This is a genomic window from Brasilonema sennae CENA114 (assembly GCF_006968745.1).
Classification (GTDB): Bacteria; Cyanobacteriota; Cyanobacteriia; order Cyanobacteriales; family Nostocaceae; genus Brasilonema; species Brasilonema sennae.
In genome coordinates this window covers 3,608,696-3,623,169 of sequence record NZ_CP030118.1, presented here as the reverse complement: position 1 = coordinate 3,623,169, position 14,474 = coordinate 3,608,696, and the positions used below count along the sequence as shown (strand labels likewise).

11 protein-coding genes are annotated in these 14,474 nt (G+C 41.2%); 3 read left to right on the top strand and 8 right to left on the bottom strand.

Going from position 1 to position 14,474, the window contains the following annotated elements:
* Positions 1 to 1,812: an iron uptake porin gene (locus tag DP114_RS15395; protein ID WP_171976500.1), complete on the bottom strand. Its 1,812-nt coding sequence runs from the start codon at positions 1,810 to 1,812 to the stop codon at positions 1 to 3.
* A gap of 573 nt (positions 1,813 to 2,385) precedes the next feature.
* Complete coding sequence (locus DP114_RS15390; RefSeq protein WP_171976499.1) at positions 2,386 to 2,667, bottom strand: 4a-hydroxytetrahydrobiopterin dehydratase; 282 nt, start codon at positions 2,665 to 2,667, stop codon at positions 2,386 to 2,388.
* A gap of 349 nt (positions 2,668 to 3,016) precedes the next feature.
* On the opposite strand from DP114_RS15390, the gene DP114_RS15385 reads away from it, so the two are divergent.
* Positions 3,017 to 4,675, top strand: coding sequence for a tetratricopeptide repeat protein (locus DP114_RS15385; protein WP_171976498.1), 1,659 nt, complete (start codon positions 3,017 to 3,019; stop codon positions 4,673 to 4,675).
* Positions 4,676 to 4,801: 126 nt separating this feature from the next.
* On the opposite strand, the gene mtnB is transcribed toward DP114_RS15385, so the two are convergent.
* Positions 4,802 to 5,476, bottom strand: coding sequence for a methylthioribulose 1-phosphate dehydratase (mtnB, locus tag DP114_RS15380; protein ID WP_171976497.1), 675 nt, complete (start codon positions 5,474 to 5,476; stop codon positions 4,802 to 4,804).
* 11 nt (positions 5,477 to 5,487) lie between these two features.
* A complete protein-coding gene (locus DP114_RS15375) occupies positions 5,488 to 6,045 on the bottom strand; it encodes a 1,2-dihydroxy-3-keto-5-methylthiopentene dioxygenase (RefSeq protein WP_171976496.1) in 558 nt (185 codons plus the stop codon).
* Positions 6,046 to 6,465: 420 nt separating this feature from the next.
* Between DP114_RS15375 and DP114_RS15370 the strand changes: the two genes are divergently transcribed.
* Together DP114_RS15370 and DP114_RS15365 are read left to right on the top strand one after the other, a co-directional pair.
* Positions 6,466 to 8,709: a hypothetical protein gene (locus DP114_RS15370; RefSeq protein WP_171976495.1), complete on the top strand. Its 2,244-nt coding sequence runs from the start codon at positions 6,466 to 6,468 to the stop codon at positions 8,707 to 8,709.
* The gene (locus tag DP114_RS15365; protein ID WP_169266582.1) at positions 8,684 to 9,700 is read left to right on the top strand and encodes an NAD(P)/FAD-dependent oxidoreductase; all 1,017 of its coding nucleotides are present in this window, start codon (positions 8,684 to 8,686) and stop codon (positions 9,698 to 9,700) included. Before DP114_RS15370 ends, DP114_RS15365 begins: the two co-directional genes overlap by 26 nt.
* A gap of 122 nt (positions 9,701 to 9,822) precedes the next feature.
* Here DP114_RS15365 and pstB read toward each other — a convergent pair whose 3' ends face one another.
* The 4 genes from pstB to DP114_RS15345 form a co-directional block, all read right to left on the bottom strand.
* Positions 9,823 to 10,653, bottom strand: a complete 831-nt coding sequence (gene pstB / locus DP114_RS15360) for a phosphate ABC transporter ATP-binding protein PstB (protein WP_169266581.1) — start codon at positions 10,651 to 10,653, stop codon at positions 9,823 to 9,825.
* A gap of 59 nt (positions 10,654 to 10,712) precedes the next feature.
* Complete coding sequence (pstA, locus tag DP114_RS15355) at positions 10,713 to 11,615, bottom strand: phosphate ABC transporter permease PstA (RefSeq protein WP_171976494.1); 903 nt, start codon at positions 11,613 to 11,615, stop codon at positions 10,713 to 10,715.
* Positions 11,616 to 11,620: 5 nt separating this feature from the next.
* Positions 11,621 to 12,562, bottom strand: coding sequence for a phosphate ABC transporter permease subunit PstC (gene pstC / locus DP114_RS15350; RefSeq protein WP_171976493.1), 942 nt, complete (start codon positions 12,560 to 12,562; stop codon positions 11,621 to 11,623).
* A gap of 113 nt (positions 12,563 to 12,675) precedes the next feature.
* On the bottom strand, positions 12,676 to 13,665 hold the full coding sequence (locus tag DP114_RS15345) for a PstS family phosphate ABC transporter substrate-binding protein (protein ID WP_171976492.1): 990 nt from the start codon (positions 13,663 to 13,665) through the stop codon (positions 12,676 to 12,678).
* Positions 13,666 to 14,474 lie beyond the last annotated feature (809 nt).

The following is a 14,474-nucleotide window of genomic DNA, read 5'->3' as shown; positions in this document are numbered from 1 at the left end:
CTAGAAAGTGAACGTTGTTCTTAAAGTTCCAATGAACGCATCAGGGTTATTGCTATTCTGACCAGGAGACATCTGATAAATCACTCCAGGAGTAATCGAGACATTATCACTGACGCGATACTTGTAAAAGCCCTCGATCTGATATGGGATCGCGTTAGCACCAGCTATTCTACCAAGGGCATAAGGTTGAGCACCTCCGAAAACACCTAAGACGTTACCTTTCTTTCCAAAGTCAGGTAAGGCAACTCCCAATCCGTAGCTCCAAGCTTCATAGTCATCATTGGGACCAAAGCCTGTGACGTCGTGATAGGAAACGAAGCCACTAACAGAGAGTTTGTCACTCGGTCTAAACGCTGCTGACAAACCATAGGAGTTGCTGGAAGATGCATTCAATGAACTCAGAGCGTTAGCTTGCGAAGTACCTACAACAGGGAGATTTGCTCCCTGGAATCCACCTGCATCAAATAAAGCACCACCAGCACCATGATAACCGTGAACGTAGGTAGCTGCTAACGCTATCCGCTGACCAAGATTAAAGTTTAATTGTCCTAAAGCAGCATAGTTACCGTTGAATATACCTGAACCGATACCTGGATCATTCGGTTCTGAGCCTAAGTAACCCACTGTGAGTGAACTTGGTTTGAGAATACCGCCACCTTTACCAAAGTTCAGATTAAGCGCTGCACCTGCACCGCCACCAATCCGATAGATGGGGTTTTCGGAAGCGAAGGTGGATAAAGCACCATTACCGCCATCATAGTCATCAAAGTAGGGGTTATTTGTAGCAGCATAATCGCTGTGAATACCACCAGTAGCTACAACGTAAAGTTGGGCAGGTCCTATGGGGACGTAGTAACCTAACCAATCGAGGACAATGTCATTGCTGTTGCTAGTATCTCCACTAAGGTTAAAGGTTTGAAAGCCTCCAGCATTTTGCTCAGCGGTATCTATCACTCCATTTCCATTAACGTCTACATCACCACCCGTGTTTAATCTTCTGGCGTTACCAGTTGCTAAACGTGTATGCAGAACGTCCTTACCTGTGAAGCTGGTTTGGAAGTCTAAACGTACTCTGTTTTGGAAGACAGTGTTATTGTTTCTACCTGCTGTATCGCCGAAAGCATCACTGAGAGCGAAGATTGCTTCACCAACGAGTTTGGTAGTTGTTGAGAATTGGTTGGCTTCTAATTCTGCTGTGCGCGCTTCTAATGTGTCTACTCGACCGCGTAGAGTTGCCAATTCTGCAGAAAATTCTTCTTGTAAGCGCTGCAGAGTCGCCAGATCTTCTTTTCTTACTAAGTCAGATGTTGCTGTCGCAATCAGTTCGTTCACCCGATCCAGACATGCATTTAAACCTGCAGCAAATTCATAACGAGTCAAAGCACGGTTACCACGGTACGTTCCATTGGGATAACCAGCAATACAACCATAACGTTCAACTAAAGACTGTAGCGCTTGGAAAGCCCAATCTGTTGGCTGTACGTCGGAGAACTGGGAAACTGATGTCACTTGGGACTGAGAACTATTGTTTCCCTCCTTGGTGTAGCTGCTGACTTGCTGCAAAACGTTGACTTGTGTTTGTTGTGCTTGAGTCAACGTCTCTGGCTTGGGGGAAACTTCAGTCGCAGTTGTTGTTGAAGTTGTTGAGACTGAACTAGAAGCTTGTTGATTATTGCTTGTTTGTGAAACTTCTGTTGTAACAACTTGATTGTTGATGTTCTTTGGAGCTGCGATCGCCGCTGTAGATACCAACAACGTTGCTCCCAAAACTGCTGGACTGATGACTAAAGATTTCCGCAAGATATTAGACATCTTTCCTGTTCTCCTCACACCTTTGTATAGATCACTTTTTGCTGCAACTATTCTCAAAGTTGCAAGATTTATTGAGACTTGTGGATTAGACAAACTTGCCCAATACACTGCTTTAGTTTTTGCCAAGCTAAATAAACAGTTAGTTTTAGCTAAATAAATAATCCAATTAACTTATGCAAAAACATATTTCTATTTACTTGCAATTGTAATTTAGGAAAAATAAATGACAAGGTCGAAGCGATCGCCTTCTAAACTGTCACACATCTCATTGTCTCACTAAGGGAGACGCAGCTTTGAATATTAGATACCTAGTAGTACTGGTTCATTAGACCAATAGCCAAAAACCACTTTTGCCCATTGATGGGAAAAGGTTAAAGGTTAAATGGGAAAAGGAAAAAACCAACATTTCCCTTTTCCCCTTGCTCTTTATCCCCATAGGGAACCCCACCTTTCCCTTTCCCGATAACTGCCACGAAGTCTATTACTTGCACACTCATCATTCTCAATCGTGGCTTCTGACTACTTCTTGAGTCATTTTTTTATCAAAATAGCTATAAAAGCAAATCGGTTAACTTAATTAATTTCCGAAATGACCTTTGCTAAATCAAAGTCTTTCTGTGTTAACCCACCTGCGTCATGGGTTGTGAGTGAAATATTGACTTTGTTGTAAGAAATTTCAATATCTGGATGATGTTGTGCTGACTCAGCAGGTTCAACAAGCTTATTTACAAATTCTATAGCCTGGATAAAGTCTTTAAATTTGCGTGTACATTTTAACGTTGACGCTTCCACTGTCCAATTAGGCAAATGGCTTGCCTTTTGTTGAATTTCTTCCTCAGTAAGTAGCTGTGTCATATTAACAAATCTCAAATTGATTTCAATACTAATCTAATGTTCAGTCGTTGATTGGCTCTCAGGTGCCACGACTTAACGAGGCACTTGCCAAATCTTGATGATCTTATCAGCACTGCCGCCACTAGCAATCATCTTTCCATCTGGACTAACGCGCTACAGAATAAATATAGCCTGAATCCAGTTGACAGTTTTTTAGCAGGATTTTAAACTGGCGTAAATAGAGGCGGCTACAGAGGAGGGGGTTGGGGCTGAGGTTCTGTAACTGTATGTTGCATTAAATACAACTTAGACAAGTTTTCGCTGATTTGCTATTTTAATACAATAAACAAAAAGATTCGCAGAATTATAAATGGACTGGATTACCTTACTGCGATCGCTACAATCTGATTTCATCAAGAGGTTAACATCTAGTTGTCTGCTGCATTGTGAAACAGAAGGGCAATATAGCGAGTTAACAGTTATCTCAGGCGAGAGGTTAAAAGCACTACGGGAATTTTGCTGGCAGATGGCTGAGAAATATAAGCGCACTTCACCAGTCCGTGATGTTTTTATCAGTAATTTGAAAGGCAAATTAGGTGAAGAAGTTGTTAAAGAACGTTTAGCTGCTTTTGTGACTGAAGTAGATTATGAGAAACGATTTGGTGTCGGCGATGGCAAAGTTGATTTTACGCTGACTTTTGACCCCTCAGTTGGCATTGCCGTTAAATCACGTCATGGCAGTCTTAATAAAGTCAGATGGTCAATTAATTCAGAAGAAGTTCAAAAAAATGCCGTTGTTGTCTGCATATTTATTCAGGAGGAAGTCAATGAGGCACAACCTGAATATCATCTCTTCTTTGCTGGTTTTCTTCCTACCCAAATGATTAAGCTAAAGACTGGAAATATTTTATTTGGGATAGAACAATTACTCTATGGCAGTGGTTTACGGTGCTATTTAGAACAGTTAGAATCTTTAACACCAGCAAACTCTCATCAAACATCTCAACTAGGTAAATATAACCTTAAGCACGAACACCGCTATCAGCAAGAAAAGCAACACTTGCCTAAAACAAACTTTTCTTCTCAACAACAGCAACAATCTGTCAAAAAAAACTTTTCTCCGGATCAAAATGATTATCTCCGTTTCCATAATGGAGACATGAATTTGCTTTCTGTCAAACTAGGTGATGAATGCTTTGAGAAAGAACAGTACAATGCTGCCATTAATAACTACAATCAAGCTTTAAAGCTGAACTCTCAAGATGCTGAAACTTTTTATAAGCGTGGTTTTGCTCATTCTCATATAGGAGATTACAAGGCAGCAATTGCTGATTACGTTCAAGCAATAGAAATTAATCCTTATTACGGTAAAGTTTACACTAAACTTGGCTTAGCTCGATATCATCAGGGAGACTACGAGGGAGCAATTGCAGATTATACTCAGGCAATTAAAATGAATCCTAATGATGCAGTGGCTTACAAAAGTCGTGCTGATATTCGTTATCAGTTAAGAGATTATCAGGGTGCAATTGAGGATTATAATCAGGCACTCAAAATTAATCCAAATAATTCTCATTTGGTAAACTCAAAAGAAGCTATTGAGCTTTTTACTCAGTCCAGAGAAGTAAAACCTAATGACATTAATGGTTACAAAAATCGTGGAGATTATCGTTTTGATTTAGGAGATTATCAGGGAGCAATTGAAGATTACACACAGGTGATTAAAAAAAGTTCTCATGATATTGATGCATATTATAACCGTGGTCAGGCTCGTTGTGACTTAGGAGATTATCAGGGGGCGATTGAAGATTACACACAGGTGATTAAGACACATCCTAACGATGCAGACGCATATTACAATCGTGGTCATGCTCGTTACAAGCTAGGAGATAGGCAAGGAGTTATTGATGATTTTCAAAAAGCAGCAGACCTTTATCGAAAAGAAGGTAAATTAGAGGAGCATAAAAATACACGGGAAAGAATTTTAGATTTAGAAATAGAAGAATCCTTAGATATTTTACATTTTTAAAAATCTCTAGCAGGAGTTGAGGATTAAGCAAAAAGAAGGAAAATAAATCGAACAACAACGCGAATAGTTTGATGAGTCATTAATCACAAGTCATTTGTTTTCTTTTCCTACTTTTTCTCTTCCACTTCAATCCCTCTCTTCCCCTACACCCCAAACACCCACACCTCTGGCTGCGACCATATAGCGGAAAATGTATTCCACTAACTCAATATAATTACGGGCAGTTTTGGCAGAAGGTGCCCAAATGGTAACACCGTGGTCACGGATAAGTAAAGCGCTTAGTTGTGGAGGAATTGTTCTAAAGCGCTCTTTAATCTCATCTACAATGCAGGAAACCTGTAAATGGTTGTCAAAGATCGACATAGCGCAATCAGGATTCTCTTCCCAGACTCCCAGTCCTTTGAGCATCTCCAACGGTGGTAGAGGCAAGGTATCTCCTTTCACAAAACGAGAAACCAAATTTGCTTCTACTGAGTGAACATGGTAGCAGCTTGTAGCTTCAGGGAATAGAGCATAAAGAACTTGGTGAATGGCAGTTTCAGCTGAAGGCTTCACATCAGGCGAGGGTTTTTCTACCCTTCGACTACCCTCAGGGCAAGCCGTGCCATTTGGATAGATACGTACAAAATCACCAAGTTCTAATTCTCCTTTACACTGACCACTAGCTGTAATCCAAAAGCTGTGATCAGGTAAACGAACTGAGAGATTTCCTGAAGTCCCCACCATCCATCCTTGTTGGTAGAAGTGACGGGCAGCACAGATGAGTTCAAGGCGAGGATCAATCAGCTTTGGGCTATTCATTGCGTCTTCATTTATACTTTAGTGACAACCTGACGAGTGTGAATTTCTCTCCCTGTATATTCGGGAGTCCAACCTTGACTTCCAGTGAAATAACGCACTGCTTTAACTCGCCGTGCTGGGGTTAGATAAAACCAGTGTTCGGTCTTTGCAGGCACATTGATGTACTCTTGGGGTTGTATTGTCAGTTCTACTTGGCTATCATCCGGTCGGACAAAACCAAAAATGGCTTCTCCATCAATGATGTAACGAACTTCGTCTTCTGAATGGGTATGGATTTTGTCAAACTTTGTCATCATGGCATCAAGGTTCGGCATTCCTGGATGCAGGACAATTAAGTCGCGGGTTTGATAGCCTGCTGTTTGTTGCAGTTGGTGGAAATATTTATCCAGAGATTTTAAGACTTGTTCTTTTTCATCTTCATTGAGGCTATCTTGTGATATAAGTTCACGCAAGTGTTGACTTTCTCCGACAGCCCAACGATTAAGTTGAATATTTAGGGGTGCTAATTCGCGGGATATATCTTGCAAATCAGTGTATCGTGTCCCATCTTCTAATTGTAGAATCGCCATTTCTCACCTCGCGCAAAGATATATCTTCTACGGTATCTTATGAGGGACGGAGCGCGTCCGTTTGCCCTAAATGGGAGATTTAGGGAGAGGGTTTTCTCCACAAAACTCTCCGGCGAACAAGGCGATCGCCAATAAACTTCTATTCATGTTTAACTGTGTTGCCAAGATAGTTTATCTGTAAAAATTGGAGCTTAACTATTAAAATCCCTAAGAATCACTTATCTTTGCACTTTTTCTAGCGTTTTTCTTATTTCTATCCGAAAGTGCATAAGTTGATTCTGTTTACATCTAATAAGTCACAGCAAAGTTTTCCCTGGTTAACTTTCCTTACACAAATCAAGTAGGACTACGGCAGGTAATGACATTTTTGTCAATACCTAAGTCCGGGTTAAATCTAAAAACAAGGAGTTTATTTGAGTTATGCCTTTAATTGATGATGTTAAAAGAGTGTGCGATCGCCTAGCTCCTCTTGGCTGGCGCGACTTACTTCTCGCTCATGGACTTGATATCACCGCAGCCAATCTTAAGCAAGAATTAGCAAAGGAACTGCCAAATATCAACAGAACTATTAAAGGATTTGAAGATTTTGCTTTTGAAGGAAAAAGGGGAATAGAGCCAGGAAGTGCGGCTCGGAGTTTACTATTTCACGCTTTTGCTTCACACAATGTTGTCAGTGAAAACCTGAGGGAATATCCAACGCTGGCGGAATTTGAAGTTATTGAAAATTATGTTTACGGCGTGCAGCCGCCTTCATTGGAAGATTTGCGAGCTCGGGCACAAGGGGAACTTTTAGCGATAGTTGTCTTTGCTAGTGAGTATCGTCCTGCATCGGAAACTGTTCAGCGCAAGCATGCTGATTTGTGTTTTTCGCGTACTGGTGTGGCGCGTGTAGGAACAGCAGAAGCACAGTATAACGGCAAACTTCGTGGATTTTTACCCTTTGTTCAGGAAGATTCACAAGCTTTTCGCGTTTTACCAGCTCGCTATTCTGCCTATATTGCTGTTCAACGTAGAGGTGATCGAGCTACCTTTGTTCCCATGCGTTTTCAGGTTCAAAATAACAATGTTAATCTTCCACAAGGTGATGACAGAAGACGAGCAGGAGACGATAGCAGACTTTTCTGGGTTCCTCTGCACAAGCTGTTCAACGGCAAAGAATGTATTCGCAATTTAGATTTGCAGGTGACACTTAATGCTCGCCATATCAATGAAAAATTGCGGCGGATTCACTTAGTTTTGAAAAATGCAGGATGGGGTGAACCAGACATTAGTAATCCGCCATTCATTTTTTCAGATGGCATTGCTGAATTGACAACAAAGCCGGAATTTGGTCGTGGACTTCTAGTTCCAGTGGTTCATAAGAATCTAATTGAAGCTGCGAATTATCAAGGCAAACCACTGACTTTTAAAGTTCCAGCAGGTAGTAGGACTTTATCTTCCAGCTTAATGATTCCTGCAACTACAGGAGCAAGACGTGCTCCAGAATATGTTCACGCCCGTCACAAACTCTCCAACGGTCAAATCGACAATCTCAATAATCTCGCAAATGTCACACAAGCTGTACAAAAAGGTGGTTATGATGCCCTTCACTACCTTGATTTCACAGGTGATGGATCGATTGAAGCAGTTTGTCCACAGTTAGCAGTGGCAATTCCACGCCGTATTCCTGCTTATTCCCTTGTAACAGCACCAGATTTCTTTCCCAACTGCGATCAGCGAGAGCTATTGGAATGGACTGAGCAGTCGGTACCTGCTGCACTTAGACAGAATCTTTGGGAAGTTAGCCCAGAAACGCTATCCGACAGTCGCCTCGCTCCTAACCTGCAGTTAAAGAACGCTAATTTTCGTCCAGAAGATAAAACCGTCACTGCAATTGTCTGTTTACCCGTGAGTGGTTCAGTCAGACAAATGCCGTTAAGCGCTTCCCCTACAATGCGACATGCTTATCTTCCAGATGGAGCAGCTGGAATATTTGCCCCTGGTTGGGATGTGAGTTTTGATCGCGCCAACGGAGTAGATCATTTAGCAGCTTATGGGTTAGGCAGTCCTTTCCCAGAAGATTCTAAATTGTGTGCAGCACTCAGTACATTTTGGCCTGCAGTCGCTCCCGATGCTGCACGGACATTTCAGCCAAGCCAAGGACCGACTGTCAGCCCTTTGACTGATGAAGAAATTGGTCAGATTGGTAGTTCACCTTGGGATGGTATTCCTGGTCCAAAGCGAGTTACAAAGAATGGCAAAAACTTTATTGAGTATGCAGATTATGACCATGCAGATTATGTAGAAAGTTCTTTGCAGAAGAAATTCTCGTTGTCGCTAACAGGTAAAGTTGATGTGCGTGAATATGAAGCTAGAGTTTTGGCAATGGCAAATGTTTACCGCGTCATCCCTGAAGCGAGAGGTCAATGGAGGTTATTTTCGTTCCGTCAAGTGCAGCCAACTGATTCAGAATTACAACAGGCACAAACTCAAGCAACAACTACACTTGCTGGTATAATCTATCGGTTTGAAATCTATCGTCCTGGAGATCCATCGGCAAATCCAAATTCAGATGATTTTCGCAAACAATTGGTTCCAATTCAAGAAACCGCAACGCTTTTTGTCACACCCCTCAACATTTTGTTGAAACGTAACAATAATGCTTGGACACGTGTCTCATTGTGATGTACTGATTATAGGTAGCGGACCTGCAGGGTCTGCTGCTGCGATTGCATCGGCTCAAAAAGGTTTACGAGTTGTCCTGATTGAGCGGGAGCAATTTCCACGTTACCACCCCGGTGAAACTCTACACCCAGGTGTAGAGCCGCTTTTGAAGCAGTTAGGCGTGATCGAGCCAGTGCTAGCTGCTGGCTTTCTACGCCACACTGGAAACTGGGTGCAGTGGGAAGCCGAGAGGCATTTTGTCCCCTTTGGAGAAGATAATTCGGGCGCATGGCTGGGATTTCAAGCCTGGAGAGCCGATTTTGATACAATTTTGCTGAATCAAGCCAAAGCTTTGGGTGTTGAGGTTTTGCAGCCATGCCAAGCTTTGCATGTACTTGTGGATGAGGATAAAGTCGTTGGTGTTGAGACAAGCCTAGGAATTTTCAGGGCATCTAAAGTTGTTGATGCAACAGGAAGTCATCATTGGTTAGCTCGACAATTAGAACTGCAAATCAACTATCATTCTCCGCGTAGGATTGTATACTATGGCTATGCTTCTGGAGAATGTCCAATCCGGGATGATGCTCCAGCGATAGTTGCAGACTCTGGTGGGTGGACGTGGACTGCAAGAGTGCAACCTCAACTTTACCAGTGGACGCGTCTATGGTTAGTTGATCAGAAAATCCCAAAAGACTGGCTCCCGGATGAATTCCACGGACTCAAGACTCATGGGAAAATGCAGGCGGCTGATGTCACTTGGCGGATTGTTTCCCAGCCTGCGGGTTCTGGTTACTTCATGGTTGGGGATGCGGCGATGGTTCTTGATCCCGCATCCAGTCATGGGGTGCTCAAAGCAATCATGTCTGGGATCATGGCAGGGCATTTGATTGCAGGGGAATTCTTGGGTAGTCTTAACGCTACACAAGCAATTGGGCACTATTGCCAGTGGATTTATGATTGGTTTGAGCACGATGTAGAGAAGCTGAGCAAGCTTTATGCCATGCTGCCATAGTTTCCAAGCGTTTTATATATAGCAGTCGTCAGATAGATTAGGACAGGAACGAATGAGAAAACACGCTCACCAAGAGACTTGAAAGTGTGTTTCCTGTTAAGCGTTGCTTGTTCCCTGCTATATTAACCGAAACGTCCGCTAATATACTCTGCAGCTTCCTGAGTTGTAGGAGTGCTAAACATTTCTTCGGTAGGACTGAATTCGACTAATCTTCCTCTGCGTTTACCATGCTCGCTGATTTCGGTGTTGAAGAAAGCAGTCCAGTCTGCAACTCGCGAAGCCTGCTGCATATTGTGGGTTACCATGATGATGGTGTATTGCTCTTTGAGTTGCAGGCAAAGTTCTTCAACTTGACGAGTGGAAATAGGGTCTAATGCAGAGCAAGGTTCATCCATCAATAGGACATCTGGCTTCATGGCGATCGCCCTTGCAATGCAAAGACGTTGCTGTTGTCCTCCAGATAATGCTGTACCTTTGTCCTTGAGTTTGTCTTTCACCTCATTCCAAAGAGCAGCTTGTCGTAATGATTGCTCTACGAGTTCATCAATATTACCTTTATAACCGTTTGTACGTGGTGCAAACGAGATGTTTTCGTAAATAGATTTTGGAAAAGGATTTGGTCTTTGGAAAACCATTCCTACTTGACGCCGCAATTTCACAGAATTAATTTTAGGATCATAAATATTCTTATTGCGGTAATGCAGCCGACCTTCAACCTTCGCTCCTGGAATTAAATCGTTCATACGATTAAAGCAGCGTAACAGGGTACTTTTGCCACAGCCTGAAGGTCCAATAAAAGCAACAATTTTCTTCTCAGGGATTTCTATATAAACATCCTGAAGCGCGATCAATCCATTGTAGTAAACTTTAATCCCTTCAACATTGAAAACCGTACTGTCATGTTCACTTTGGGTGGCGCTACTTAATTTCCCTTTGGCGTTGTTATAAGTCATTTTTAATCTTTCCAATCTGTGATTTACTGTAAATGTTTGTTGAAATTTTGGAAACTCTTTTATTTAGATAGCGAGTAGCGTTGTCTAATGAAAATCGCCACGCCATTCAGAGCCAAAATTAAAAGAAGCAAGACAAGAATTGTCGCTGCTGCTGCATTGGAAAAACCTGGCTCTGGACGAGAGATGTAGGAGTAAATTTGGATGGGCAATGCCATGAATCGCTGAAACAAACCAGGGCTGAATGTTAAGAAACTAACAGCACCAACTACAATCAGACACGCTGCATCACCAATGGCACGAGAGACTGAAATAATCACTCCTGTGAGAATACCAGGGATGGCATAAGGTAAAACATGATTACTGATGGTTTGCCACTTGGTTATGCCTAAGCCGTAAGAAGCATTTCTTAGAGAATCTGGAACCGCTCGAATTGCTTCTCTGGCTGTCACAATAATCACTGGTAAAGACAGTAAGGACAAAGTTAGTCCTCCAGAAATCAAAGCTGAACCGAAACCCAAAAAATAATTGAAAACTCCTAAACCCAGTAAGCCATAGACAATAGAAGGGACTCCAGCGAGATTGCTAATGTTAATCTCAATCAGATCAGCCCACCAGTTTTTTGGTGCATATTCTTCGAGATACAAAGCTGCTCCTACGCCGATTGGTACAGAAACCAAAATGGTGATGAGTCCTAACATAAGGCTGCTGACAATAGCAGGAAGGATGCCACCTTGATTAGGAAAACGGGAAGGTGTTTCCGTTATAAAACCAGGTGTAAAAAATCTAACTAATCCGTCTTTACAAATGTCAAAAACCAGGAGTGCCAGGACAAACAAACCAATGAGCAATCCAAGTAAAAAAATGACTTCAAAAAATTTTCCAAGTTTTTCTCTATTGTCTATATTGTCGGTAAAATCTTCACTTTCTTGTTGAAAATTGTCGGAGTTAATCGAACTAGCCATATCTCTTACTCGTATTTTTCTTTGAAGCGTTTAGCAATCCAATTACTAAAAATATTTAAAGCCAAAGTTATCAAAAATAGAACTGCTCCCACAGCGTACAAAGTCTTGTAGTTGAGACTGCCACGAGGACTATCTCCACCAGAAATCTGAGCCATGTAAGCTGTCATTGTTTGTACTGACTCCATGATATTAACAGTCAGTCTTGGTTGTTGTCCTGCGGCTATGAGCACAGTCATTGTTTCACCAACAGCTCGAGAAATTCCCAAAATAATCGAGGCGATAATTCCAGAAAGAGCAGCAGGCAGAACAACTCGAAATATAGCTTCGAGTTTAGTTAATCCCAATGCAGAAGCTCCTTCTCGCAAAGAGCGTGGCACAGCTTGTATAGCATCCAGACTAATAGAGCCAACAGTGGGGGTAATCATTACTCCCATCATCAAACCAGCACTCAAAGCGTTGAAGATTTCCAGTGGAAGAATATTGCGCAGCAACGGTGTGACAAATAAAAGTGCAAAGTAACCGTAAACAACTGTAGGCACTCCTGCTAGTAATTCTACTGCTGGACGTAAAATTGCTGCTACTTTAGGTTGGGCATATTCGCTCAAGTAGATGGCAGAACATAAACCCAGAGGAATGGCAACAGACATCGCGATCGCCGTAGTCATAAAAGTGCCATTTATAAGGGGCCAAATTCCAAAATGTCGCTCTGCAAACAAAGGAGTCCACTGAGTATCGAGAAAGAACTGAGCAAACGAAACTTCTTGGAAAAACTCAAATGTCACTTGAAAGATAATGAAGACAATTCCAATCGTCGTCAGGATGGAAACCAAAGCACAGCAAAATAAAATCACTTCGACAATTTTGTCTTGGATATCGTCAGATGGTTGTCTTTCCAGCGTTCTTCTCGGTTCCTGATTGAAATCGTTCTGATAATTACCACTCTGCATAATAACTATAAACAGGTCTATCAAGGGTTTGTCATCAAGCCTATTTGTAGGCCTATTCGCATTTTTTGGATTTTCAGATTTTCTCAGAAGGAATCTCCGAAATCCAAAAAGTTTTAAATATACTTTGTTACTGGTTCGCCTGGTTTTGCATCTTTGAACTTAGAACCCGTTTTCTCAGAAACAAATCTTTGTTTAGCCTTAGCATAAGCCTCATCAGTTAGTTCAACATAGCCAGACTGTCTCACCCACTTTTTGGAATTGTCTAAGTAGAAACTAACAAAATCCTTCACTGCTGGCTTGCTGTCTAAATTCGTCTTGTTAACATAAATCAACAGAGGACGAGATAAAGGTTTGTAGATGTTGTTAGCAACTTTTTCCGGGGGATCTGGCGTTTCACATTTTCCTTCAGGAGTTTGTACACCGACCAGTTGCAGCTTATCCCTGTTTGCTAAGTAATAAGAAATTCCCACATATCCTAGTGCAGCATCATCACCTGCAATTCCATTCACAAGAACGTTTTGATTCTGAGTAGCAGTGTAGTCTGTACGGCTAGCTTTGCCTTTTTTATTGATTGCTTGTGTGAAATAATCAAATGTCCCAGTATCAGAAGCAGGGGCATAAAGCCTCAAAGGTTTGTTGGGAAATTTGGAGTTCACTTGATTCCAGTTTTTGACTTTATTTGTTGCTTTTGGACTCCAAATCTTGTTTAATTCCTTGATAGATAAGCAGCTAGCAAAGTTATTTTTTCGGTTGGCGATTACAGCAATTCCATCAAGAGCAATCGGCAGTTCTACGAATTCAATACCTTGCTTTTTACATTTTGTAATTTCTTCTTTCTTAATAGGGCGTGAAGCACCAACAACATCAATTTGACCAGAACAAAACTTACTCATCCCACCACCAGTGCCACTAGCTGCAACACTAATTTGGGCATCACTTTTAACCTTTTTAAATTCCTCCGCAACTGCTTGATGGAGAGGATAACCTACAAGTCCACCATCGATACTCACCTGCCTCTTCTTCTCTTCAGCACTGCTGCATGAAGTCAGGCTCCAGGCAATAACTAATAGTAATGTTGGAATAACTTGACTACGATCTAGCATTTTTCCAAAAACTAAAGTTCAAAAAAAATAGCACCATTAAGTACGTAAACCTTACAAAACGTAACATAGAGTTTTGGCGATTATTTCGCTTCACTCAACAAAAGATTGAAAATGGATATTTAGTGTTTGATACAATTAACGAGTAACAATTCTAAATTCATCTATTTGAAGATAATTCTGATTATTAGCGATCAGTAAGTGCATGAGTTTCCTCAAATTATTGATCAAGTGATATAAGAATATGAAATCTTAAGATAAATAGCTTTTCTATCTCCCTTTTCATATTGTACTATTTTCTTGTCCGTTTACCGTAGTTGTTAATTATGATTAGACAATATCATAGTTCGGGTATCACATGATATAACTTATGTCATATTTTGATGACATAAATCTAACTTAATACATAAATGCTCTTTGCTGTTGTGTACACACAGGTATATTGCTCTTTTTCATCCGTACTTGAGAAAAAAAGATATAGTTGATACTTAAGATGAACAAGTATTAAGATTGCGTAATATATTCTGTTATTTAAAATGTATAAAAACTCTCTAACTCTTTATAAATCTTATTATGCCGTATTTTGTACGTCAGTTATTCTATTTCTAACTTACGAGATCTGAAATTTTGCTATAAGCAGCTAAGAATTGGCGAAAACCCTTTATAGCTATAGAAGGAATTTTCAACATTACATTGGCTTTAGGGCGATAAAGCAGTAAGTTAAAGAAGCTACTCTAGGAATCGCCAACCTCAACGGCAGGGTAGGTTGGGGACGATATTAAATCTACATATTTACACTAAAAGTCAACTCT